The organism is Pedobacter aquatilis (assembly GCF_030409415.1).
Taxonomy (GTDB): domain Bacteria; phylum Bacteroidota; class Bacteroidia; order Sphingobacteriales; family Sphingobacteriaceae; genus Pedobacter; species Pedobacter aquatilis.
This window is the reverse complement of sequence record NZ_JAUFPW010000027.1, coordinates 19,858-45,046: the sequence shown is the minus strand read 5'-3', so window position 1 is coordinate 45,046 and position 25,189 is coordinate 19,858. Positions and strand designations below refer to the sequence as shown.

General features: G+C 36.5%; 17 protein-coding genes and 1 tRNA gene. 9 read left to right on the top strand and 9 right to left on the bottom strand.

The features are described 5' to 3' along the window. Nucleotides 1–3: 3 nt before the first annotated feature. Both QWY86_RS10965 and uvrA read right to left on the bottom strand, forming a co-directional pair. A complete protein-coding gene (locus QWY86_RS10965) occupies nt 4–657 on the bottom strand; it encodes a LysE family transporter (protein WP_290241989.1) in 654 nt (217 codons plus the stop codon). 16 nt (nt 658–673) lie between these two features. Continuing rightward, nucleotides 674–3,478, bottom strand: a complete 2,805-nt coding sequence (gene uvrA / locus QWY86_RS10960) for an excinuclease ABC subunit UvrA (protein ID WP_290241987.1) — start codon at nt 3,476–3,478, stop codon at nt 674–676. A gap of 259 nt (nt 3,479–3,737) precedes the next feature. Here uvrA and QWY86_RS10955 point away from each other — a divergent pair, with 259 nt between their 5' ends. From QWY86_RS10955 to recA, 5 genes are all read left to right on the top strand, one after another. Then, nucleotides 3,738–4,322: an RNA polymerase sigma factor gene (locus tag QWY86_RS10955; RefSeq protein ID WP_290241985.1), complete on the top strand. Its 585-nt coding sequence runs from the start codon at nt 3,738–3,740 to the stop codon at nt 4,320–4,322. 87 nt (nt 4,323–4,409) lie between these two features. Next, nucleotides 4,410–4,604 carry a hypothetical protein gene (locus QWY86_RS10950; protein WP_290241983.1) on the top strand — a complete coding sequence of 65 codons (195 nt, stop codon included), beginning with the start codon at nt 4,410–4,412 and terminating at the stop codon, nt 4,602–4,604. 225 nt (nt 4,605–4,829) lie between these two features. Further along, complete coding sequence (locus QWY86_RS10945) at nt 4,830–6,020, top strand: MFS transporter (protein WP_290241980.1); 1,191 nt, start codon at nt 4,830–4,832, stop codon at nt 6,018–6,020. A gap of 481 nt (nt 6,021–6,501) precedes the next feature. Further along, nucleotides 6,502–7,152 carry an endonuclease III gene (gene nth, locus QWY86_RS10940; protein ID WP_290241978.1) on the top strand — a complete coding sequence of 217 codons (651 nt, stop codon included), beginning with the start codon at nt 6,502–6,504 and terminating at the stop codon, nt 7,150–7,152. Between the two features lie 132 nt (nt 7,153–7,284). After that, a complete protein-coding gene (gene recA, locus QWY86_RS10935; protein WP_290241976.1) occupies nt 7,285–8,301 on the top strand; it encodes a recombinase RecA in 1,017 nt (338 codons plus the stop codon). Between the two features lie 78 nt (nt 8,302–8,379). On the opposite strand, the gene QWY86_RS10930 is transcribed toward recA, so the two are convergent. After that, on the bottom strand, nt 8,380–8,577 hold the full coding sequence (locus tag QWY86_RS10930; RefSeq protein ID WP_290241975.1) for a hypothetical protein: 198 nt from the start codon (nt 8,575–8,577) through the stop codon (nt 8,380–8,382). 207 nt (nt 8,578–8,784) lie between these two features. After that, nucleotides 8,785–9,786 (bottom strand): tRNA (adenosine(37)-N6)-threonylcarbamoyltransferase complex transferase subunit TsaD, encoded by a 1,002-nt coding sequence (tsaD, locus tag QWY86_RS10925; RefSeq protein ID WP_290241973.1) that lies wholly within the window; start codon nt 9,784–9,786, stop codon nt 8,785–8,787. A 101-nt stretch (nt 9,787–9,887) separates the two neighbouring features. On the opposite strand from tsaD, the gene QWY86_RS10920 reads away from it, so the two are divergent. After that, nucleotides 9,888–14,285 (top strand): translocation/assembly module TamB domain-containing protein, encoded by a 4,398-nt coding sequence (locus QWY86_RS10920; RefSeq protein WP_290241972.1) that lies wholly within the window; start codon nt 9,888–9,890, stop codon nt 14,283–14,285. Nucleotides 14,286–14,473: 188 nt separating this feature from the next. Here QWY86_RS10920 and QWY86_RS10915 read toward each other — a convergent pair whose 3' ends face one another. The 3 genes from QWY86_RS10915 to QWY86_RS10905 form a co-directional block, all read right to left on the bottom strand. Beyond that, nucleotides 14,474–15,685 carry a bifunctional 3,4-dihydroxy-2-butanone-4-phosphate synthase/GTP cyclohydrolase II gene (locus QWY86_RS10915; RefSeq protein WP_290241970.1) on the bottom strand — a complete coding sequence of 404 codons (1,212 nt, stop codon included), beginning with the start codon at nt 15,683–15,685 and terminating at the stop codon, nt 14,474–14,476. A 125-nt stretch (nt 15,686–15,810) separates the two neighbouring features. Next, nucleotides 15,811–17,235 carry an LptF/LptG family permease gene (locus QWY86_RS10910; protein WP_290241968.1) on the bottom strand — a complete coding sequence of 475 codons (1,425 nt, stop codon included), beginning with the start codon at nt 17,233–17,235 and terminating at the stop codon, nt 15,811–15,813. A gap of 29 nt (nt 17,236–17,264) precedes the next feature. Next, nucleotides 17,265–17,645: an START-like domain-containing protein gene (locus tag QWY86_RS10905; protein WP_290241966.1), complete on the bottom strand. Its 381-nt coding sequence runs from the start codon at nt 17,643–17,645 to the stop codon at nt 17,265–17,267. Between the two features lie 138 nt (nt 17,646–17,783). Here QWY86_RS10905 and QWY86_RS10900 point away from each other — a divergent pair. Next, nucleotides 17,784–17,857: transfer RNA gene (locus QWY86_RS10900), tRNA-Met, on the top strand. A 157-nt stretch (nt 17,858–18,014) separates the two neighbouring features. Here the strand turns inward: QWY86_RS10900 and QWY86_RS10895 are convergent. Further along, nucleotides 18,015–18,212 (bottom strand): hypothetical protein, encoded by a 198-nt coding sequence (locus tag QWY86_RS10895; protein ID WP_290241963.1) that lies wholly within the window; start codon nt 18,210–18,212, stop codon nt 18,015–18,017. Nucleotides 18,213–18,224: 12 nt separating this feature from the next. Then, nucleotides 18,225–19,682 (bottom strand): recombinase family protein, encoded by a 1,458-nt coding sequence (locus QWY86_RS10890; protein WP_290241961.1) that lies wholly within the window; start codon nt 19,680–19,682, stop codon nt 18,225–18,227. A 530-nt stretch (nt 19,683–20,212) separates the two neighbouring features. Between QWY86_RS10890 and QWY86_RS10885 the strand changes: the two genes are divergently transcribed. Both QWY86_RS10885 and QWY86_RS10880 read left to right on the top strand, forming a co-directional pair. Further along, a complete protein-coding gene (locus QWY86_RS10885; protein ID WP_290241959.1) occupies nt 20,213–21,448 on the top strand; it encodes an exonuclease SbcCD subunit D in 1,236 nt (411 codons plus the stop codon). Further along, nucleotides 21,449–25,183: an AAA family ATPase gene (locus QWY86_RS10880; protein WP_290241956.1), complete on the top strand. Its 3,735-nt coding sequence runs from the start codon at nt 21,449–21,451 to the stop codon at nt 25,181–25,183. It begins immediately after the preceding gene. Nucleotides 25,184–25,189: the final 6 nt, after the last annotated feature.

Below are 25,189 nucleotides of genomic sequence, written 5' to 3'. Positions count from 1 at the left end.
CGGCTAAAAAACAATAATTACCTGCTTTACAATTAAATAAACAGCTAAAGCGTATAAAAATATCGCAATCGATTTATTGATAATTAAACTGCTTAATGCAAATTTTTCTTGTATAAAAGTGGCAAAATGTGCGTACAAATATAATGCTCCGGCAGAACCTAAACCCGAACCTAAACTGAAAATTACAAGCGATAAATAATCGGTTTCAATCCAATTATGCAAAATAACATAGTTACCAAAGAACAACCAAAACGGAATTTGTACAGGGTTTAAAACACCAAGAATTAAGCCATAAAGTACACTTCCGCTACGCTTATCTTCTTTTTTACTACTGGTTTTTGGAGCTTTTTTACGGTTTACCCATGTTATAGTACCCATGGTAATAAACATGAGAATCATAAAGCAATCTACTAAAGTTCCTAACCTTACTTCACTAAATGCTTCATTTGGATTAATATCGCTCATGGCCCAACGGGCGAAGCGCATCATGCCGAAAGTGAAAAATACCTCTACACAAGAGAACGATAAAATAAAGTACCAAACCTGCCTCATGCCCTTATTTATGGCCAATTGAGCAACGGTTAAGTTAATATTGCCAGGCGGAATATAGCCCATTGCATTTAGAAGGATGCCTATAATAAAGGTTAGAAAAAGCATTGCCGAAAGTATAAATTTATTTTAAATGGTCAGCTAAATATTTTCCGGTATAAGAGTTTTTCTCTTTCACCAAATCTTCCGGAATACCTTCAAATACAAGTTTTCCACCACCGTCACCACCTTCCGGACCAATATCAATTACCCAATCTGCACACTTAATCATATCCATATTGTGTTCGATAACAAGAATTGTATTGCCTTGTTCGATTAAAGTATTTAATGCTTTTAATAACTTTTTGATATCATGGAAATGCAAACCAGTTGTTGGTTCATCAAAAATGAATAAGGTTTTGTTTGCGTTATTTCCCTTTATTAAAAATGATGCTAATTTAATACGTTGCGCTTCGCCACCAGATAAGGTGTTAGAAGATTGACCTAAATGAACGTAGCCCAAACCAACATCAACCAATGGATTCAATTTATTCAGAATTTTTTGTTCGTCTTTAAAGAAATCTACCGCTTCTTCGATAGTCATATCCAAAATATCAGAAACGTTTTTCTCTTTGTAGGTGATATCCAATACTTGTTGTTTAAAGCGTTTTCCACCACAAGCTTCGCATGGCAAATAGATATCTGCCATAAACTGCATTTCTATTTTCACTTCGCCCTCACCCTGGCAAACGTCACATCTACCACCTTCAACGTTAAAAGAGAACGCAGCTGGTTTTAAACCCGCAGCCTTTGCGGCTGCCTGCGAAGAAAACAATGCTCTAATATCATCCCAGGCTTTAACATAGGTAACCGGATTTGAGCGACTTGAACGACCAATAGGATTTTGGTCGACCATTTCCACAGCACTAACCAAATCATAGTTACCGAAAATACCATCATAAGCACCGGTTTGCTCACCAGCATAATTTCCAATTGCTTTTTGCAAAGCCGGGTAAAGAATTTTCTTGACCAAACTGGTTTTACCCGAGCCAGAAACACCACTTACGGCAGTAAAAACACCTAATGGAAACTTAACATCAATATTTTTAAGGTTATTTTCTCTTGCTCCTTTAATAAGAACATGATCTTTCCACTTTCTGCGTTTTTCTGGTATTGCAATTTTATCAACGCCTGATAAATAGCGTCCTGTTAAACTATTTTTATCTTTTAAAATGGCTTCGTAATCTCCGCTGAAAACCAAGTTACCACCATGCGTTCCTGCTTCCGGACCGATATCGATAATGTAATCGGCCGCACGCATCATTTCTTCCTCATGTTCTACAACCAAAACCGTATTGCCAACATTTCGCAAAGAAATTAAAACTTCAATTAACTTATTGGTATCACGTGGATGCAAACCTATACTTGGTTCATCTAAAACGTAAATAGAACCAACCAAGCTACTACCTAATGAAGTTGCAAGGTTAATACGTTGAGATTCACCTCCCGAGAGGGTATTTGATAAACGATTTAGGGTTAAATAACCTAAACCAACATTGTTAAGGTATAAGAAGCGATTGTTAATTTCGGCAAGTAAACGCTTTGCAATTTTAGCATCGTTAACACTTAATTTCAATTCGTTAAAAAAGGTTAATGCTTTAGCCAAAGGCATTAACACCACATCAATAATGGATTTTTCTGCAATTTTTACATACGATGCATCTTTGCGCAGGCGAGAACCTTTACAATCCGGGCAAACTGTTTTTCCGCGATAGCGGGATAACATTACACGATATTGAATTTTGTAGGTTTGTTCTTCCAATTCTTTGAAAAAGGCATTTAATCCCTCAAAGTATTTATTTCCTGTCCATAATAAAGCTTGCTCTTTTTCTGTAAGCTGGTTATAGGCTCTGTGAATTGGAAAATCAAATTTAGCAGAAGCTTTAATGAAATTCTGAAGCCAAACGCCCATTTTCTCACCTCTCCATGGCGCAATTGCATTATCATAAACACTCTTGCTTTTATCAGGGATTACTAAGTCTTCATCAATACCAATTACATTTCCGTAACCTTCGCAACGTTTACAAGCGCCATACGGATTATTAAATGAGAAAAAATTTGGTGTAGGCTCTTCGAAACGCATACCGTCCAATTCAAATCTATCGCTGAAGTGCTTAGTATTTCCTTTTACCTCAACATAACTATCTCCCTTACCTTCAAAAAATGCAGTTTGTACAGAATCGGCTAAACGGCTTAGCGTTTCTTCTTCTTTATTGGTTACAATTCTATCTATTAAGATCTGTACAGTTTTGTCGTCAACTAGCTCAACATCCTTAAAATCAGGGTCATCTAAAACTGATTCAATTTTTTCTATTTTATTATTGATCAAAACTCTTAAAAACCCTTTTTGCAATAAGATAGCGAGTTCTTCTTTTATCGTTCTATTGTTATGAGGATAAAGCGGGCAGTATATGGTTACTGTTGTATCATCGGCTAGCGAGCTTACATAATCTACCACTGTACTTACAGAATCTTTCTTTACTATTTTGCCAGATATTGGCGAAATGGTTTTCCCGATTCTGGAAAAAAGTAACTTTAAATAATCGTAAATTTCTGTAGATGTACCCACCGTAGAGCGTGGATTCGAAGTTATTACCTTTTGCTCAATGGCGATGGCTGGTGCAATTCCTTTAATATAATCTACATCTGGCTTGTTCATACGCCCCATAAATTGGCGTGCATAAGACGACAAACTTTCTACATACCTGCGTTGACCTTCTGCGTAAAGTGTATCAAAAGCAAGCGAAGATTTACCCGAACCTGACATACCAGTTACCACCACCAATTTATTTTTCGGAATAGCAACATCTATATTTTTAAGGTTGTGCACTCTGGCACCTTTTATAATAATATTTTTGTGCGGATCTTTTTCGGCTTCTTTTTTGCTCATGTATTATTAAGAATATATTATCAAACCCCGATAAAGTAATTTGGGTTTTAAGAAGATACAAAAATAAGGTACTGGGACCGTTAATTTATTTTTTAACATTTAATTTTTTGTTTTTTGATAAAAAATTAACTTTCTTTGAATATTAACAAACTCAGAACCAAACTAACACATTCAAAAAACATAGGAGAGCAGCTATAGAAATTAAACTTCTACAAATTAATTTTTAGCAAATAGTACGGGATTTAGTGTAGGTAAACCTATGAATTTACAATCATATAATGATCAGGACCTGGTAAAGTTATACGTTGCCGGGAACGAGAATGGATTGCAAGAACTTTTACAAAGACATAAAAGCAAAATTTATACTTCTATCTACTTGTTGGTAAAAGACCAATACTTAGCGGAAGATATTTTTCAAGATGCTTTTATCAAAGTAATTAACACTTTGCGATCGGGGAGATATAACGAGGAAGGCAAGTTCTTACCTTGGGTAATGCGTATTGCGCACAACTTAGTTATCGATTATTTCAGAAAGGAAAAACGAACACCAATTATTACAAGTTCGGATGGAATGGATGTATTTAATATGCTACACTTTTATGATGAAAGTGCAGAAGAAAAAATGCTTCGCGACCAAACCCACAAAGATCTGAAAGCAATGATTCATTTATTACCGGATGAGCAGAAAGAAGTGCTTTTAATGCGCCACTACGCAGATTTAAGTTTTAAAGAAATTGCCGATTTAACTGATGTGAGCATTAATACTGCTCTAGGCAGAATGCGCTATGCGTTAAGCAACTTGCGTAAAATGCTTAAAACAAAAGAGATGACTTATAAGGGGTAATGAAAAAGTTACATAAAATGTTTTAGGGATTGAAATAAAGCATCTGAACTATCGTTAAGTTTATAAAACAAAAACATTTAGTTGCTTATGACAAAAACCTCTACATCAAAAACAAATGTAAATTTACCCACACAAAACATGTTTCAGTACACAACTGATAATGAGTCTGACGCGGAAATTGACTTATTTTATGATCAAATTAAAAGTAAGTTAGATGGGCTGCTAAAAAATCCTTCAGATGATGCCATCAACAGGATTTTAGCATATAGCAAATCAAAGTAATTTTACATATCAAAAAGCTTTCTTAAAATTAAGGAAGCTTTTTTTATTTACAACCCTTCCATACTCTACTACTATTTTCCTTATCCATTTCTCATTCTCCCTTATCCATTTTCCATCTTTCATTTCCCAAAAAGTCATACATCTTCCATTTTTAAAGCCTTCGCTTCGCATAATTAATTAAAAGCCCTACATTTGCTTAGTGTAATTTTAACACTAAGCATCGCTATGAATAAGAACTTACTTCCGCTTACACTTGGTGGTTTAGGCATCGGCATTACAGAATTTGTAATGATGGGGCTTTTGCCAGATATTGCAAAAGACTTAAAAGTTACCATTCCAGAAGCTGGTCATTTAATTTCTGCTTATGCGCTCGGTGTTGTAATTGGTGCACCGCTCTTAATTATGATTGCCGGTAAGTATCCACCAAAAAAGATATTAATTGCCTTAATGGTTATGTTTACGGCTTTTAATGCGTTTTCTGCCTTTGCCCCAACGTTTAATACTTTATTTATAGCCAGATTACTTTCAGGGTTACCCCATGGCGCTTTCTTCGGTGTAGGTTCTGTTGTAGCCAGCAGAATCGCAAAAGAGGGTAAAGCAGCCCAAGCAGTTTCTTTAATGTTTATGGGTTTAACCATTGCAAATATTGTTGGTGTTCCTTTAGGTACATTTATTGGACACAACTTTTCCTGGCGTATATCATTTGCGGTTGTTGTATTGGTTGGTTTAGTTACTTTATTGAGTTTAAAACTCTGGTTACCAGCATTAGGGGCGGCCAAAGACCGAAATCTAAAGTCAGAACTTAGCTTTTTTAAGAAAAGAGAAGCCTGGATAATCATTTTTATGATATCTATTGGTACCGGCGGTTTATTTACCTGGTACAGCTACATAGCTCCGCTAATGACAGAAGTTGCAGGTTTTTCTTCAAATGCAGTAACTTATATATTAATGCTTGCAGGCTTGGGCATGATGACCGGGAACTACCTTGGTGGCATATTAGCAGATAAATATTCGCCAGCTAAAGCTTCGGCAGCATTACTTATTACAATGGTAGTTACGTTAACAATCGTTCATTTTGTTTCGGCTAATCAAGTTATGGCACTTATAATGACATTTGTTACGGGAGCTGTTTCATTCTCACTGGCTGCCCCGATTCAAATGCTTATGATACAATCTGCAAAAGGTTCGGAGATGCTCGCAGCTTCAGCAAGTCAGGCGAGTTTTAATATTGGAAATGCCTTAGGTGCATTTTTTGGGGGCTTGCCTTTAGTTTATGGTTTTGATTATACCTCACCGGCCTATGTTGGTGCAGCAATGGCCTTAGTAGGTGCTTTTTTTGCCTTTTGGTTAATAAAAAGCAATCAAAATCAGGAAGTAGAGGTAACTGAGAAAGTTGCTGTCAGTTCATTTCATTAATCGGTACCATTAATAGCATTTATATTGTTATTTTATATAGTCCTCTTTCGGAGATCAGCTAGCGTAATTCCGCAGTGAGTCCGCGGTAAGTCCGCGTTTTGCGAATAAAAGGTGGACTATCTTGAATTGTCTTTGGCTTTACAGTGCCTTTGCCTTACTTAAGACTACTACATTCATTTGCTATAGGTGGGATATGGGTGAGTTTAAGTATTGTATAAGGATTTGTTAAGCCTTGGCCCGAGGGATGTTTGCGGCACTAACCTAAAGTTTCTAAACCCGATTGCAACGTAAATACTTTTTAATTGAGCAGTAACTTTATATATAATTCATCTGCAAGCGATGAAACAAATGCCACATACCTCAGCAGGACAGCTGTATTAAAAAGATTGTAGTGCAAAGCGGGACGAATTGCGCCAAGAATTGCTTGCTTCAATTTTCTAATATTTCTAATCGTTATGAAAATAGCTAGCTATATTTGCCCATGCTTAAAAAAGAACGGTATAAACTTTTTGTAGAACATTTTTCGGCGAAGCAGCCAGATGCAGAAACAGAACTCCATTACAACAATCCATATCAGCTTTTGGTGGCCGTAATTTTATCTGCACAGTGTACCGATAAACGAGTTAATATGGTTACGCCTGCCCTTTTTCAGCGGTTCCCAAATGCCAAAGCGCTTGCAGAAGTTACACCCGATATTGTATTTGACTACATCAGAAGCATCAGCTATCCAAATAATAAGGCTAAACATTTGGTTGGTATGGCAAATATATTAATAAATGAGTTTAATGATGTCGTACCATCGGATATTGATAATTTGCAGAAAATGCCTGGTGTGGGTAGAAAAACAGCTAATGTGATTGCTTCGGTAATTTATAATGCACCTGCTATGGCCGTTGATACGCATGTATTTAGGGTTGCAAACAGACTTGGACTAACTAATGGCAAAACGCCTTTGGCTGTAGAAAAGGATTTGGTAAAGAATTTGCCAGAGCATGATATTCACATCGCACATCATTGGTTAATTCTGCACGGACGATATGTTTGCGTAGCCAGAAGCCCTAAATGCAATATTTGCGAAATAACTTATATGTGCAAATATTTTGAAAAACTGAACAAAATTGCAGTATTGTAATTTATTTTTAATTTACTATTGACATTAGCCAAAAAACAATTAACTTAGCTAAATATTTTAGTAAACAAGTTTTAAACATTTGATTTTAGCCGATAGATTAATTTTATATTTACGCCTTACATGAAAGAAAAAATGAGTGCAACTGTCAACACAGATAAATTAAAAGCTTTACAGCTTACTTTAGATAAATTAGAAAAATCGTACGGTAAAGGCACGATAATGAAACTTGGTGATACAGCTATTGAGCCACTTGAATTTATTTCTACAGGTTCGATTAGTTTAGATATTGCCTTAGGTATTGGTGGAATTCCAAAAGGAAGGGTTATTGAAATATACGGCCCAGAATCGTCAGGTAAAACAACTCTAGCTACGCACATTATTGCAGAAGCGCAGAAAAAAGGTGGTATTGCTGCCTTTATTGATGCAGAACATGCTTTCGACCAATTTTATGCTAAGAAATTAGGTGTTGATACTGACAACCTTTTAATCTCTCAACCAGATAATGGTGAGCAGGCATTAGAAATTGCAGATAACCTGATTCGTTCTGGCGCAATTGATGTAATTGTTATTGACTCTGTTGCTGCATTAGTACCAAAAAGTGAAATTGAAGGCGAAATGGGCGACAGCAAAATGGGTTTACATGCCCGTTTAATGAGCCAAGCATTGCGTAAATTAACCGGTACGATTTCGAAAACCGGATGTTGCTGTATTTTTATTAACCAATTACGTGATAAAATTGGTGTCATGTTTGGTAACCCTGAAACAACAACTGGTGGTAATGCATTAAAATTTTATGCTTCGGTACGTTTAGATATCCGTAGAATTTCGCAGATTAAAGATACTGACGAGGTTTCGGGTAACCGTGTGAAGGTGAAAATTGTAAAGAACAAAGTTGCACCGCCTTTCCGTATTGCTGAGTTTGATGTAATGTTTGGCGAAGGAATTTCTAAAAACGGTGAGATTATTGATTTAGGTGTAGATTTCGGTATTATTAAAAAAGCAGGCTCTTGGTTCTCTTACGGAGATACAAAACTTGGACAAGGTAGAGATGCCGTTAAGCAACTTTTAAGTGATAACCCTGAATTGGCCGAAGAGTTAGAAGCTAAAATTAAAGCTGAAGTAACTGGCGATAAGTTAGAAGAAAAATAGATTAAATCTTATAAACAAAAACAGTCCCGATTATTAATTTAACCGGGACTGTTTGTTTTATGGCTTTTATCGCAATATCTAGTTTTGACTAAAAATTGCGTTGAAATCTTTAGTTACGTAAACGATAACCAAGATAGCCGCAACAAGTAAGGCACCCAAGATAATTACGCCCCAGCTTCCTTTTAATTTATTTTTATCTTTCCTAATGAGGTAATACAAAATCCCCATTAAAGGTATAGCGCAAACTATCCAAAATACTAATGATGCTCCAGTCATATAATTTTTATTAGTCCAAAGTCAGATGTCTGATTCGGAAGGTTATTTTAAAGGTCAATTATCAAGGCTCAAGTTTCAAATTACAAATCACAATATTCAATTTTCAAATCTCAAATCTCAAATCTCAAATTTCAAATTTCAAGTAACAATTCAACAATTAAGCTATTCTACAATTAACCAATTCAGCAATTAATCAATTAAGCCTCATCAAAATTCCATTCTTGCCAATGGCGAAACATCCTGACCGACAAACTCTTGCTTCAGAAACTTATGGTATCCGGCAATTGCAATCATGCCTGCATTATCAGTACAGTATTGAAAAGCCGGAATGTAAACGTTCCAACCAAAATCGATAGCTGTTTGCTCTAGAGTATTCCTTAAACCTGAATTAGCAGAAACACCGCCTGCAATGGCAACTTCCTTAATATTGAATTGCTTCGCGGCCTTTTTAAGTTTATTCATCAAAATCTGAATAATACTGTATTGAACAGAAGCACAAATATCGTTTAAATTTTCAGCAATAAAATCAGGGTTTTCCTTTTCCTGCTTGCGGATAAAATATAAAATAGAAGTTTTAAATCCGCTGAAGCTAAAGTTCAAATCTGTAATTTGAGGTTCAGCAAACTTAAATGCCTTTGGGTTTCCTAATTGAGCATGTTTATCAATTAAAGGTCCACCAGGATAAGGCAATTGCAAAATTTTGGCGGTTTTATCAAAAGCTTCTCCTGCGGCATCATCCAAAGTTTCCCCCACAATTTCCATATCAAAATAATCTTTTATCAAAACGATTTGAGTGTGTCCTCCAGAAACTGTTAAGCATAAAAATGGAAAATTCGGTTTAGGTTCATCAATAAAATGTGCAAGAATGTGCGCATGCATATGATTGACAGAAATTAGCGGTATATTTAATGCCAATGCAAATGATTTTGCAAAGGAAACACCTACCAGGAGCGAGCCTAATAAGCCCGGCCCTTGTGTAAAAGCAACAGCACTTATGTCCTGTTTTGTAACCTTAGCAATCAATAATGCTTGCTGAACGGCGGGCACTATATTTTGTTGATGTACCCTTGAAGCTAATTCAGGGATTACACCACCATAATTTTCATGAATTGTTTGGTTTGCAATAACATTGGCCGTAATTTTGCCGTTGTTACATATAGCAACCGAAGTATCATCGCAAGAGGACTCTATAGCAAGTATAATAGACAAATTATTTTTATTTAAGCTGCAAAATTATTAAAAAACTATTTAAAATACTCCTTTGGGTAATCGCATCAATACTTTTGCTGCTTGCGCTTCTTGTTTTTTCTTTGCAGTTTAAACCTGTTCAAACTTTTTTTGCGAAAAAAGCAGCTGCGTATTTATCAAAGGAGTTAAATACTACTGTATCCATTAAAAGCCTATACATCAAGCCTTTTAAGTCAATCGTTCTTGAAGGACTATCAGTTCTCGACCTTCAAAAGGATACCCTTCTGAGTACGCCAACATTAATGGTTGATATTAACCAATTATCTATAGATAAAAGAATTATCGACATAAATACGATTCAGCTTAATAATGGGCAATTCTTCTTAAAAGATTTCAAAGATAATTCATCTAACCTCGATTTCATCATTAATTATTTTGATGATGGTAAGGTTACTGTAAAGAAAAAAAAGAAACCCTACAAAATTGATTTCGGTAGAATTATAGTTAATAATTTGGCCTTCAAATACAAAAATTACAAGGCCAAAGATACTGCGCAGGGTAACAGTGTAAACTTTGATAATGTTGACGTAAAGAATTTAAGTGTTATTCTTGAAGGCTTAGACACGAAGAACCACATTCTTAAAACAAATATCAAAAACCTGACTTTAAGAGAACGAAGTGGTTTTTATTTAAAGAATTTAACTGCTGAAACTACTGTAGATACCAATGCAATTGAACTAAAAAAATTGCTACTGGTTACCAACCAAAGCCGATTAACGGATTATTATCGAATGCAGTTTAAAACCTTCAGGGATTTCAACCATTATATTGATAATGTTCGGATGAAGGCTATTTTTAAAGACAGCCATATATCGTCAAAAGATGTTGCATACTTTGCTCCGGAGTTGAATACAATGAAATTGGATTTAGATGTTGATGGACAAATAACGGGTTTAGTAAATAACCTTAAAGCCAAAAAGTTATCTGTTAGATCGGGAAAGGCAACGCATATAAAAGGCGATTTTGTAATTAAAGGTTTACCGAAGTGGGAAGAAACCTTTATGGATTTGAAAATTGAAATGGCCGGAACTAACAAAACCGATCTGGATGAAGTGCTTTCTGGTATCACTGGTAAAAACAAAAAGCTTGTTCCAAGTATTGTAAACAAATTTGGAAATATAAATTTCAATGGCAGCTTTACAGGTTTTCAGAACGATTTTATCGCTTACGGCGAATTTAAAACTAAGTTAGGTCGGATTGTTTCGGATGTTAATATGAAGATTGACAAGAATAATGTTCCATCTTACACCGGAAATGTTAAAACCTTTGATTTTAATATCGGCAACCTTTTAGACGAAAAAAGTTTGGGTAGAATTACATCCTCATTATATGTAAAAGGCCGTGGAACAGAGTTGAAAGAGCTTACGGAAAAAATAGACGGCGATATTGATTACATTGATTTCAACAATTACAGGTATCGTAATGTTAAGGTGAATGGCACATTCGATAAAAAATATTTCGATGGAAAACTAACCATCAATGATAAAAATATCAAACTTGATTTTGATGGCGGTGTAAACCTTAACCCTAAGTTACCAGTATTTAATTTCAACGCAACCATTACCGGAGCTAGATTAAAAGCCCTTAATCTGATTAAGGATTCGCTCAGGGTAGATGCTAAATTTACCACCAATTTTTCAGGTACTGATCTAAACAACATCGAAGGAAGATTGAGGATTCAGGAAATTGTACTGAAAAATCCAAAGGGAACCTATAGCATCGATTCAGTAGAACTTACTGCAAATGGTAGTGGGGTTGACCGCCATTTAACAATTAAATCAGATATTTTAGATGCCAGTATTGATGGCAAATATGATTTAAATTCAATTGGTTCTTATTATAAGGCAATTGCGAAAACCTATGTTCCATCATTTCAGACTCAAATTATAAAGTTTAAAGAACAGATTTTTCAATTTAACCTCAAGGTTAAAAAATTCGAGCCCTTAGCTCAGTTAATTTCACCTGGACTTGAATTATCTGAGGGTGCAAACTTTATTGGCAATTTCGATTCGAGGAACAATACTGCAACGTTGAACGGCTTTATAAAGAATTTAAAGTATCAGGGCGTTGTGGTCAATAACATCATTATTGATGAAAATACTACACCTGAACAGCTTCAACTTAACGTAACATCAGACAGGGTTCAGCTTAATGATAGCTTGTTTGTTAAAGACTTTAATATCTCGAATATTTTAAGAAATGATAGCCTGGCCTTCAACATTAAAACATCAAGTGCAGACGAAGCCAATAAATTAGACTTAAACGGACTTGTTGAATTTACCAAAAATCAGGACACAACCGCTCGCTTGAGTATTCTTCCATCTATATTACAGATTAATAATGAAGAGTGGAGAATTCAGGAAAAAGTTCGCATCGTATTAAATAACGGCAAAACCGAAATCAAAAACTTTGATTTAACTAATGATAAGCAGCAAATTACGGTTGATGGTTTAATATCAGAAGACCCTAAAGATTTACTTGAAGTTGGTTTCCAGGACTTCAACCTAAAAACGATTAATTTCTTTACCAAGGGATTTGGGGTTAAACTTGCCGGAAAAGTTAATGGTAAAACCAATTTATACGGTATTTTAAAAGCACCAAGAATTAGCGATGATATTAAAATTGACTCTCTAAATTTCAATGACATTTACATAGGTACACTTACGGATACATCTTCTTTTAGCGAAGGCAATAAAATAAATGTTTACACCAGCATCATGGCTAATGATTCGGAAACGTTTAAGCTTACCGGAGGTTTGGATTTAAAAGAGAAAGACATTGATTTAAACATCAAAATGGACGAAAGTAAGCTGACCATTTTTGAGCCTTTTGTAAAACAACTGGTATCAAATTTAAAAGGAGAGGTTTCTTCTGATTTAACGGTAAAAGGTAAATTTGACGATCCAAAAATTAATGGAACACTCTCTTTTAATAAAGGGCAGCTGATGGTGAATTACCTGAAAACAACTTACGTAATTACCGACAAGGTTAACGTTGAAAATAGTATTATTGAATTAGATAACTTTAAGCTAACCGATTTAGAAGGACACGAAGCTACTGCAATGGGAAGTGTTGATTTAAATAATCTTGACGACCCAACGCTGAATGTTACCGTTAATGCAGAAAGTTTGATGGCACTTAACACCACTTCTAAAGACAATTCGGTTTATTTCGGAAAAGCTTACGGAACAGGTGTTTTTAAATTTACTGGTCCAACAAGCAAAATGAAGATTGATATTAAAGCCAAAACAGAAAAAGGCACTGTTTTTAATCTTCCGCTAAATAGTTCTGAAACGGTTTCAGATAAGGATTTCATTAATTTCATAAGCAGAGACTCTGCAAAAGTTGTTAAAAAGGTTACCACTTTTGATGGCTTAACATTAACATTTAAACTTACAATAGATCCAAATACAACGGCAAACATTTTTACAACTTTAGGAAATTTAAGCGGGAAAGGTAACGCCGAGCTGAACTTAAACATCAATAGTCTTGGCGACTTTGAAATGTCTGGAGATTACATTATTGAAACGGGAAGTTTTGACTTTACCGCACAGGAGGTAATAAACAAAAAATTCGAAATCAGACAAGGGGGAACGATTAGATGGACTGGAAATCCGACCGCAGCACAAATCAACCTGAAAGCTGTTTATGCGCTCAGGGCCAATTTAAATGAGTTATATAAGGCAGCCAACAGAGATGCGAGTAGTAATGCTAATCAACGTGTAAATACGGAAGTTGAAATGGGACTGACTGGTTTGTTATTGCAACCAGATATTAAACTTGACATCAATTTCCCTGCTCAACCGGCCATTAAAGAAGAACTTCAAACCTACTTTAGCGATCAGAATAATTTGAATTTACAGGCTTTTAGTTTGATTATAAGGAGAAGTTTTGCACCTGGAAATGGTGGAGAATCAATTGGTAAACAATTAGGTTCAAGTGTTTCGAGTACAGCGACTGAGCTTGTATTTAACCAGTTCAATAATGTATTATCATCGTTAAATCTCAACTTTGTTGATTTAAACGTAAAATCGTTGAGTGAGGCAAATGCTTCATTTAAGTTTTTTAATGATAGATTAATTATTAATGCGGGTATTGTTGATAGAAATAGCTTAAATGATTTTACCGTAATCGATTTCTCTAAAAACAATGTCGGTAGCGAGGTTGAAGCTTTGTTCTTGATCAGAAAAGATGGAAGCTTAACCGGAAAGCTGGCCAATAAGCCTCCAACGCAACAAAGTATTTTCTTGAACAGTGGTATTAGTTCGACAGCCAATGTAACATCAGTTGGTTTGGTTTATACACAGCAGTTTGATACGTTTAAAGAATTTCTACAAAAATTATCTGGTGCTTACAGAAGAAATCTGAGAAAGAAAGAAACTGAGCAACCTGTTAAAACTAATCGAACAATAAATAAGGAAGCGATTATAAATCAGAATAAAAATAATCCTAGAAAGTAATCTGTTGCCAGTTAACTGTTGTGGGTTACAAGTCAGGGTGGTTTAAAAATGGTTATCTGTTGCCTGTTAGGAGTATGAACAGTTACGGATATCTGTTTAAGTTGCCAATCATGTATCTTTTAAATAAAAAGTTGTCGGCTAATCCTAAGCAGGCAACCGACAACTCGCAGCTCATAACAGTCTAAAAACTACCCTTTCATAATAGAGTGACCCATTTTATCTCTTTTGGTTTTCAAGTAACGTTCATTATGTACATTACTTTCAATTTCGATGGGAATATTTTCTACAACCTCTAAGCCGTAGCCAATTAAACCGGCACGTTTAGTTGGATTGTTACTCATCAAGCGCATTTTAGTAACGCCATGTAATCTTAAAATTTGCGCACCAACACCGTAATCACGTTCATCACCTTTAAAGCCTAATTTAATGTTTGCTTCAACGGTATCGAAACCTGCATCCTGCAAGTTGTACGAGCGTAATTTGTTAATGAGTCCAATGCCTCGTCCTTCCTGATTCATGTAAATTACAACACCTTTCCCCTCTTTCTCAATCATCTCTAAAGCCTTGTGTAATTGTGGACCACAATCGCAACGGCAAGAACCAAAAATATCACCGGTAACGCAAGAACTATGCACACGGGTCAGAATCGGTTCTTCTTCTTTCCATGCTCCTTTCGAAATGGCTAAATGCGTTGCGTTATTATCCAATTGGGTATAAGCCGTCATTTTGAAATCGCCCCAAGCGGTTGGTAAATCTATACTAACTTCTTGTTTTACCAGGCTATCTATGCTTAAACGGTAAGCAATTAAATCTTCAATAGAAATGATTTTTAATTGATGCTGTTCTGCAATTTTGAACAAATCTGGCAAGCGAGCCATTTCGCCGTCTTCTTTTAATATTTCTACCAAAACACCCGCAGGTTTAAACCCTGCAAGTCTAGCCAAATCTACAGCTGCTTCGGTATGCCCTGCTCTTCTAATTACACCACCCTCTTTTGCTCTTAAAGGGAAAATATGCCCAGGTCTGCCCAGTTCATCTGGATTTGTATTTGGATTTGCTAAGGCAAGCATTGTTTTAGAACGGTCGCTGGCAGAAATTCCGGTAGTACAACCATGCCCTACCAAATCAACTGAAACTGTAAAATTTGTTTCATACGCCGCTGTGTTTTTGCCAACCATTAAATTCAGGTTTAGCTCATCGCAACGTTCTTCGGTTAAAGGGGCACAAATTAAGCCACGCCCATATGTTGCCATAAAATTAATGACTTCTGGTGTTGCGTTTTCTGCAGCAGTTAAAAAGTCACCTTCATTTTCTCTATCTTCATCATCAACAACGATGATAACTTTTCCGGCTTTGATATCTTCAATAGCCTCTTGTATGGTGTTTAATTTTGTTTGCATTTTATATAAAGTACAAATTGCCCATCATCAGATAATTAAATCATCAAATAGATTGATACAAAGGTACAACCTTATTAAGCAATATAGTTAAGAATATATCATTTGGAAGTAAATGATAATGGATTTTATTTCTGCTTTATCCTGAGGAGTTTTATAAAAAATTGTTTGTAATAATTCACATCGAAAAGAGCAGAATCTACTGTAGCTTTATAAGTCAAAAACACGGCCAAAGGCGATAATATTATAAAAGCAATCCACATTCCAAATATTGGATTTAAATTCCCTTCTCTGGCAGATTTCTCGGCTACGGTAGTGATAATATGATATATAAGGAAAAACACAATGGCAATAACCACAGGTAAACCCATACCACCTTTTCTAATAATTGCGCCAAGTGGTGCTCCAATAAAAAACAACAATATACAAGATGCAGCAAGGGTAAATTTACGCTGATACTCCACGCTTGTGAAGATAATTTCACCTCTTAAATCTTCTTGTACCGGTGCACCATAATCTAAACCCTGCTTCATTGTTGAAACAATATTGGCAGCATTCTGAACACTTTGAAGTCTAAAGCCATTCGGAATATTTTTAAGAATATTATCGGCAATCTTTTTAGGTGCAATTTTAATTTTAGTATAGCCCAAAGCAATGTTCGATTGCTTAAAATTATTACCTAAGGTTACTGCTCGGTTTATATTCAAGGTATCCATCTTTTTTGTTAGTGAATCTCTTTTTCTTTCGATACCTTTCAAATTCAGCATTAAAGTATTATTACCAAAATTACCTTCTTCGGTTTTTTGCATATCAAAAGAAGCCATATCGAATTTTGGTTGTGTTTCTTTAAAACGGCTTCGATACATTATCTGTCGTGGATTATAAACACCACTCGAACTTGCCTGCTCTTCATAAGTTACACCATTTTTTAAATCGAAAATCAGATATTTCCCATCAGGCGATTTATTCAGTTCGCCTTCTTTTGCTAGAATTACTTTTGGAATACCATTGGTTCCTTTATGATCGTAAATCATAATACCGAACATCTTTCCATCCTCATTTTTACTATCTACACGAATAGAATAATCAGGGATGCTGTTGTTGAAGATTCCTGGTTTTATTAAAAAGGCTAACTTCTTATTCCTAACATCAAACATTAGCGAATAAAATTTGAGATTTGCTTTCGGAAGCATGTAGTTGGAAAATAAAAAAGAACCAACTGTTAACATCAGGATGAGCAAAAAAAGCGGCTGCATGGCTTTTTGCAGCGAAATGCCGGCAGATTTGATGGCAACCAATTCATAGTTTTCGCCAAGCGTACCAAAAGTCATGATGGAAGAAAGCAATACCGAAAGTGGTAGTGCCATAGAGATTTGCACCATCGATTGATAGTACATCAGCTCGATAATAGTAAACCATTCGAAGCCTTTACCAATCAGATCATCAACATATTTGAATAGAAAAAACATTAACAGGATAAACATTACAACAAAAAATGTTGCAAAGAAAGGCCTGATGAATGATTTTATAATTAGAAGATGTATCTTTTTCACCTTACAAAGGTAAACAATGCATATTTATTTTATGCACCCAAAACACTTATCAGATAATCAATTTGGTTATCCCAGATTAATTTTTTTTCTGCAAGAAGGTCGTCTGTAGTAAAATCTGTTATAGAAAGCGCAACATCATTGGTTAGTTCGTCTTGCACAATTTCCATTTCAAAGTAGCACTGTGGTTCGTCATCTAGCCACTTAAACTTCACTAATTTGTTCTCTTTTACCGAAACAAGCTTAGCTTTTAATTGCTCATCATCCCAGGTAAATGTATAAACCTGATCGCGAAAATTAACATCATCAGCAAACCATTGTGATAAGCCATTTGGCTCACTTATAAAGCTATACAGTATTCGTGGCGACGATTTAACCTCGTACTCAAGCGTAAATTTTTTCTTTTCTGCCATGTTAATTCATTACCAGAATATTATTCCGGACTATTTTTTTTTATTTTATTTTTCTAAAGAAAGGTAATTTATTCTATATTTGCAACTCCAAAAAATAACCACCTAAATATTTGATAATATAAGCAAATATTTTTACCCGGCGGGGTAGCTCAGATGGTTAGAGCGCAGGATTCATAACCCTGAGGTCGGCAGTTCGATCCTGCTCCCCGCTACTTAAGGAAGCAACATGTTTTTGTTGTTTCCTTTTTTTATGCCAATAAAATTCTGTGGCCCAAATGTTTACAACTTGGCCAAGTGGTGTTCGACAATCGTAAAAAAACCTCTTAACTTTTATCCAAATTGGTCTAAAAAGCTGTATCACAAATACCTCTAAGTGGATTTTGGCTTGTTCGACCTCCTCTTAGGGTTTAAAGGCTTTTCTGGTTGGGCTTCCCTGAGATTATTCTTCGCTATTAGATAAAGGAAATCCAATATAATGTCGGCTTCCTTTTCATTAACTTTTACATTATTCTTTGCCAAAAGCGAAATAGCTTTATTCACAGATATTTTTCTTTCAATAAAGTTCATATTATTGGTGATTTAAGATTTGAACCTAAGTATTTTTGAGAGCCCGTACGGCAGCTTGATTGTGAGGTCGCCAGTTGAATAATCAATGTTTTCAGGTGGAAAAAATTTGACAAAGTGCTTCTTATCTGCAGGGTCTAATGTTTTATAAATATTGAAAATTTCAATTACCTCTCCATAATTAAGCTTCGCTTGTCGATCTATGTGTTCCAGTTTTGTTGCATTTTGCTCAAGTTCATTCTTTAGACATACCTGCCTAGATAGGTATTCTTTTCTTAGCTCCCGGAAATCCTGAAATGTTAATTTCCCTTCCACAAAAAGATTGCGAGCTTTAGACATTGCAATTTCCTTTCTTGAAATCTGTCTTCTAATTTCTGCTCTTTCATTAAGGAACTCACTTTTAGTATTTTCCAAATCCGAATCATCCATAACTCTAACAAAAAGCTCATTTGCGTTTCTAGATAAAACTAACTTTTCTATTTTCTTTTCGTAACTCAAGTTTAATACTACAGAACTAATTCTAGTCTTACATCTTCCTCTACAATGATAATAAGGATAAAGGCTTCTAGAACCACGAGAGAAGCTTCCGCAAAGTTTTCGGCCACAGCGGGGACAGATTAGCAGCCCTGTAAGAAAAAATGCTTTCTTCAAATCATCCTTTCTTGGCAAAACTTTTCTTTTTGTGTTAATAATGTCCTGCACTTCATAAAATGTGGACACAGAAACCAAGGCCTCGTGATTGCCTTTAATCATTTCGATTTCACCATCATTCTGGACAACCTTGATTAAGCCACAATAAACTGGATTACGCACCACAGTGGAGAAATAGGACGATGTGCAGAAAAAACCCTTATCAATAGCCATTCTTCTAATAACCGACATCCTATACTTATTTTTTGCTAACTGATGAAATATCCATTTGATGATCGCTGCCTCGGGATATTGTGGCGCAATGTATTTCCTACCCTCAATCGTTGTAAGGTTAACAAAACCTATCGGAGCCCTGCAAGGGTATCGTCCCATTAGCTTAGCTCTGCGCATACCGTTAGAAGTATTCAATGCTCTTCTTGCATTCTCAGCCTCAGGTACCGACAAATAAACAGCAAGCATGACAGTACTTTCTGGGACTTCAAGATCGACAGGTTGGTCGATTGCCATTACTTTTGTATTACACTTCCTTAATATCTCTATCATTTCGTAGGCAAGCTGCGTATTACGACTGAACCTGTCCCACTTAATGCAAAGAACATTCTTTTCTCCCTTAGTTTTGTCTTTTTTCAATATAGACAGTAATTTTTTCCACTCTGGTCTATTGAATGTTTTTGCTGAGAAATCTTCTCGATAAACTCCTCGTATCTCTATTTTGTTAGATTCACAATACTTGATCAATCGATCCTCCTGTTCAGGCAATGAGTAGCCTTTTCTTTTTTGTTCATCGGTGCTCACTCGAACATACAGATAAGCAGATTTCATAACATTCAAGATTTATGTATGTCTATTTAACGACCAAATACTAAGAATATTCATCTGTGAAAGCCAGAAACGATAAACTATATATATTCTTTCAATGAGGAAAGAAAAAAATTGTGGGCAATTTTACATCTTATCAAACACCCGAGTGATTAAAGTATTTTATCAAAAAAGCTTTTTTCCAAAATTCGTGTACTAACCTCACGCAGCCTAGGAGGCAAATATTTAACAAAATTTATCTGTTAAAACTCTGCTAATTACGGTAAACCGTAAATATCTTAACGTAACAACAATTAATTTTATGATAAAAATTGGAAGCGAAATTTCTTCCGATCTTTGGTAATAAATTAAGAAAAAAAATTATCTTGCATTTCTAACACTCTCAATTATTATGAAATACTATTTCTCCATCCTGAATTTCAAGTACCATCTAAAATTCTTATGTGCGGTGAACGCACCCGCTTTATTGAACTCATATTTCTTGTAATTGGGTCTCGGATTCACTGAGCAAATTTTCTAAAAAGTCTTAAGATATGAAAATCCTTCATACAGCCGATTGGCATATAGGCCAACTGTTTCATGAATACGACCGCAGCTATGAACATCAGCGTTTTTTAGATTGGCTGGTACAGACACTGCAAACAGAAAAAATAGATATAATGCTAATCAGCGGAGATGTTTTTGATATATCCAATCCGTCGGCTGCATCGATAAAAATGTTCTATACTTTCCTGAATCAGGCGACTAAAGCAAATCCCGATTTACAAATTATCATCACTGCCGGAAATCATGATTCTGCATCAAGGTTAGAAGCCCCAATGCCATTACTGGAATCATCCAATGTTCATATTATTGGGTTGGTGGAAAAGGATGCAGAAGGAAATATCGACTATGAAAAATTACTTGTGCCTATACACGATGCCTATGGAAATCCAAAAATATGGTGTCTCGCAGTACCATTTCTGCGTATGGGCGACTATCCAACTATACCTAACTGCGCAAACCCATATACTGAAGGAGTAACCGCATTATACAAAGAGGCATTTGAATATGCCAGCCATAAAATGAAAGACGGACAATCCATCATTGCTATGGGACATTTGCATACCCAACATGCCGAAATTACTGATCTGGATAAAACAGAAAGGCAAATTATGGGAGGAGTAGAATGTATTCCTGCAACTGCTTTTCATCCTGACATCAAATATGTTGCCCTGGGTCATATCCATAAAGCGCAAAGAATTGGCGGCAAAGAGCATATCCGATATTCGGGTAGCCCATTGCCGTTGTCTTTTTCAGAGCTCAATTATAAACATCAGGTCGTTGTTTTCGAACTTGATCAGGAAATTAACAAGCTTAAAACTATAGAAATTCCGCTATTTATATCCTTGCAAAGAACTCCCTTGAGCCACCAACCTTTGCATGAGGTAATTGCTCAGTTGGAAAACTTACCAAAAATGGATTTGACTCCTGAAACAGCTCCATATCTGGAAGTACGTGTGTTACTTGAAGGACCCGAACCTGCTTTACGCCATAAAGTGGAAACTGCTTTAGTTGGCAAAAAAGTAAGACTTGCCAGAATTGATGCAAAGCATCCTGTTTCTAAACAAAACCCGACAGAAATAATTACCCCAGATAAACTGAATGAATTACAGCCAATTGACATATTCGGAAAAATATATCAATCCAAATATAACAGCGAGGTTCCTACTAGGGTAATGCAGCTTTTTCAACAAGTGGTACAGGAAGTAAATCAAACAGCCGATTAAATGAAGATACTCGCCATACGCATTAAAAACCTGGCCTCGCTAGAAGGAAACACCGAAATAGATTTTACGGCTGAACCACTATGCTCAGCAGGCATATTTGCCATTACCGGCGCCACGGGTGCTGGTAAATCTACCGTATTAGATGCTTTGTGCCTTGCCCTTTACGGCAAAACACCTAGATATCTGCAGGCAAAAGAAACCGGTGTAGAAATTAAGGACGTTGAAGGCAGCACACTCAGCCAAGGAGATGTACGCAGTATACTCCGTGATGGAACAGCTGATGGGTTCGCCGAAGTAGATTTTGTGGGAATAGATGGGAACCATTATCGTGCTAACTGGAATGTAAGACGGGCAAGGAACAAGGCAGATGGCAGTATGCAATCTGATTCCATAGCCCTCAAAAACATTACTTCAGGTATTGAAATTCCCGGTCGAAAGCAAGAAACACTGAACGAGATAGCCCGCTTAGTTGGTTTAAATTTCGAACAATTTACGCGTTCAGTATTATTAGCACAAGGCGATTTCACCGCCTTTATGAAAGCCAGCCGAGACGAAAAATCATCCTTGCTGGAAAAATTAACCGGCACTCACATTTATTCTGAAATATCTAAGAAAATTTACGAAAAATACAAGGCAGAGGAACAGCTACTTCGGGAACTTAATCTTCGTAAAGAAGGTATCATTACCCTGACCGAAGAAGAGCTGAAAACACTATCAGATGAGCAAGAAACGTTGGAAACTCAGATTAAAAGTCTGGAAAAAGACATTGAAAAACTGACCGCAGAAATCGGATGGCACGAGCAGCTAGTTAAACTGCAAACCAGCCATGATACAGCCTACACAGCATTAAATATTGCCACCGAAGTTCAAACATCGGCCTTGCCTCGTAAACAAAAATTACAAAATGTTGAGCAAGCGCAGCAAACCAAAAGCTGGGCCGATGCCCTCAAACATACTCAACAGCAACATGCTGACAAAACAGTTCTGTTTGCTACAATAAAAGCAACGATTGCCACCCTGCGAGGGCAGAAAGAATATCTCGAAATACAACTGGAACAGGCCGAAAAACGTTTTTCTGAAAAAAACAAAGCGCTTACCGATGCCCTGCCTCTATTGGAACAGGCCAGAAAGCTAGACACCTTACTGGCAGAGAAGAAAGAACAGGTACAAAAACTCAAAGAAGAAGCTGAAGATGCTTCTGATGCAAATAATCAGCACAAAAAACTACTAAAGGCTAAACAAGAAGAATTTACTAATCTTGTTACCCAAATAAAAAACATTACCGACTGGAAAACGGAAAACGCAAACCGTAGCCCGATTGCTGAAAATAAAGAGCTCATCTTGTCCAAACTACAAGATGCCCAGAAGCTTTTGGAAATCTTGCAGACCTCGGCTACAAATCTTGCTCAATTACACGATAAAATCCAGATCGACGAAACCCAAAAGGTAGCGATTGAATCTAATTTGAAACAGCAGCTGGAAGGCTTGGAAAATTTAAAGAAAAGTTATGATACGAAGTCAAAAGAACTGTTATTAACCCCTATCGCAAACTTAAACCTCGATAAAACAGAAACAGACCGACAAGTAGAAAACGCCATAAAAGCACAGGCCCATTGGCAACTGTTTTATAATGCCCTTACAGAATTAGAAACGCTAAATCAAAAACAGCTACAAGACCAATCTGATTATGAAACGAAACAGCAAACAGTACAAAAACTAAACCAACAACTCCCATTAGAAAGGGCGCAAAAAGAAACGGCTTATCAACTCTTGCAGCAAGCACGTCTGGCATCAGCCGAAAATGTTGAAACACTTAGGGAAGCTTTAATTGATGAAGAGGCTTGCCCTGTATGTGGCAGCACTAACCACCCCTATGCTTTGCATAATCCGCAATTGGAAAATGTATTAGCACAACTCGAAAAGTCCTATCAGGAAAGAGAACAAATCTATCTGACAAGCCATAGCCTGCACAATGCTCTGGAACAGGAAAGCAACACGTTACAACAAACCATCCAACGCCAAAGTGATGATAGTAAAACAAAGCAAACGGCATTAGCAACCAAAAAGCAATCTTGGGAACAATTCGATAGAGCTCAGGAAAGCCGAACCATAGCTAATGCGAAAAAAGCAGACTGGATTGAAGAAAAATTACAAGCTCTTAAAAATAAACAAGCCGATTTATTGGCACAAATACAGGTTTATACAGACAAAAAACAACAACTTGAAACCACAAAAAGCCAGCTAGACCAACTCAAAGAAAACACGGATAGCCTTGCCAACCAAATAAAAGACATTCAAAGCAAGCTTTCTGTTTATCAAGAACAGCAGGTCAGTAATACAAAAGAACGAGACAAAGCAAGTACTGATTTAAACAGTGTAGAACAGCTCCTCTCGCCGCATTTTATCGCTTCAGATTGGATGGAAAACTGGAAAGCTGCCCCTGTAAGTTTCGTAGAGCGCATTGAGATTTTTGCACATAATTGGAAAGAAAACACTGAAAAGTTGGAGCAACTTACTCGTCAAAAAGCAGCACTCGAGGCTACACTAAAAGAGCTAGAAAACCAAGCTAAAAGCCTTGCTTCAGATGTCAGCAAAAAAGCGGAAGCCTATTTTACCCAAAACAACATCAGTCTGGACTTGACCCAGCAGCGCAATGTCTTATTTGCCGGACAACCTGCTGACGACACCGAAGCTAAGCTAAAACAGGCTCTAAGCGAAGCTCAGCAACAGCTTGAACAAATAAAAGCAAACCAGCAACAACTCAATATCAATAGCACCAAAGCCCATACCCAAAGCGATGAATTGACTGCCACATTAAAAGCTTTGGAAACCGAAGCCCAAGGCGCTTTACAAAAAATGCAAAATTGGCTTAATGATTTCAACCATAAGAACCAACAATCGATAACCATGGAAGTACTCCACGAGCTATTAACGTTTAGCAACGATTGGATAACTAAAGAGCGAACGACATTGCAAACGATTGATGAAGAAGTAACCAAAACCAACAGCATTCTTACAGAACGAAAACAGGCTTTCAATAGCCATAAACAAAATCGTTTGTCCGAACGCCCGTTTGAGGAACTGAATGACCATAACAAAATAGCCAAATCAGAGGCAGAACAAAAGAAAAATAAAAAGGGAGAAAACAGCTTCCGCCTGCAACAAAACGAAGCCAATAAAAATAAGATAGGCGACCTGCTAAAAAACATAACAGCACAAGCCATCATTACCGAAAACTGGAGCAAACTGAACGAAATTATAGGTTCTTCCGATGGTAAAAAATTCCGCCAGATCGCACAAGAATATACGCTCGACGTTTTGCTAAGCTATGCCAACATCCATTTGCAGGCACTCACCAGCCGATACAAAATTGAGCGCATCTCCTCATCGCTTGGTCTACAGGTCGTAGATCAGGATATGGGCGATGAAGTACGTACGGTCTACTCCCTTTCGGGCGGGGAATCATTTTTGGTGTCGCTTGCCCTAGCTCTGGGCCTCGCCTCTCTGTCGTCTAGCCGAATGAAAGTAGAATCCTTATTTATTGACGAAGGTTTTGGCTCTCTAGATCCTACCACCCTCAATATCGCCATGGATGCTTTGGAAAGATTGCATAATCAGGGTCGTAAGGTGGGTGTCATCTCTCATGTGCAGGAAATGACCGAGAGGATTCCTGTGCAGATTAAGGTGAGTAAGCAGCAAAGCGGGAAAAGTAAGGTGGAGGTTTCAGGACTATAAAAATAT

Excerpts from the sequence above, each read along its gene's own strand:
- QWY86_RS10965 (WP_290241989.1), bottom strand. The coding sequence starts at position 657 with ATGCTTTTTCTAACCTTTATTATAGGCATCCTTCTAAATGCAATGGGC.
- uvrA (WP_290241987.1), bottom strand. The coding sequence starts at position 3,478 with ATGAGCAAAAAAGAAGCCGAAAAAGATCCGCACAAAAATATTATTATA.
- QWY86_RS10955 (WP_290241985.1), top strand. The coding sequence starts at position 3,738 with ATGAATTTACAATCATATAATGATCAGGACCTGGTAAAGTTATACGTT.
- QWY86_RS10950 (WP_290241983.1), top strand. The coding sequence starts at position 4,410 with ATGACAAAAACCTCTACATCAAAAACAAATGTAAATTTACCCACACAA.
- QWY86_RS10945 (WP_290241980.1), top strand. The coding sequence starts at position 4,830 with ATGAATAAGAACTTACTTCCGCTTACACTTGGTGGTTTAGGCATCGGC.
- nth (WP_290241978.1), top strand. The coding sequence starts at position 6,502 with ATGCTTAAAAAAGAACGGTATAAACTTTTTGTAGAACATTTTTCGGCG.
- recA (WP_290241976.1), top strand. The coding sequence starts at position 7,285 with ATGAGTGCAACTGTCAACACAGATAAATTAAAAGCTTTACAGCTTACT.
- QWY86_RS10930 (WP_290241975.1), bottom strand. The coding sequence starts at position 8,577 with ATGACTGGAGCATCATTAGTATTTTGGATAGTTTGCGCTATACCTTTA.
- QWY86_RS10915 (WP_290241970.1), bottom strand. The coding sequence starts at position 15,685 with ATGCAAACAAAATTAAACACCATACAAGAGGCTATTGAAGATATCAAA.
- QWY86_RS10905 (WP_290241966.1), bottom strand. The coding sequence starts at position 17,645 with ATGGCAGAAAAGAAAAAATTTACGCTTGAGTACGAGGTTAAATCGTCG.
- QWY86_RS10895 (WP_290241963.1), bottom strand. The coding sequence starts at position 18,212 with ATGAACTTTATTGAAAGAAAAATATCTGTGAATAAAGCTATTTCGCTT.
- QWY86_RS10890 (WP_290241961.1), bottom strand. The coding sequence starts at position 19,682 with ATGAAATCTGCTTATCTGTATGTTCGAGTGAGCACCGATGAACAAAAA.
- QWY86_RS10885 (WP_290241959.1), top strand. The coding sequence starts at position 20,213 with ATGAAAATCCTTCATACAGCCGATTGGCATATAGGCCAACTGTTTCAT.
- QWY86_RS10880 (WP_290241956.1), top strand. The coding sequence starts at position 21,449 with ATGAAGATACTCGCCATACGCATTAAAAACCTGGCCTCGCTAGAAGGA.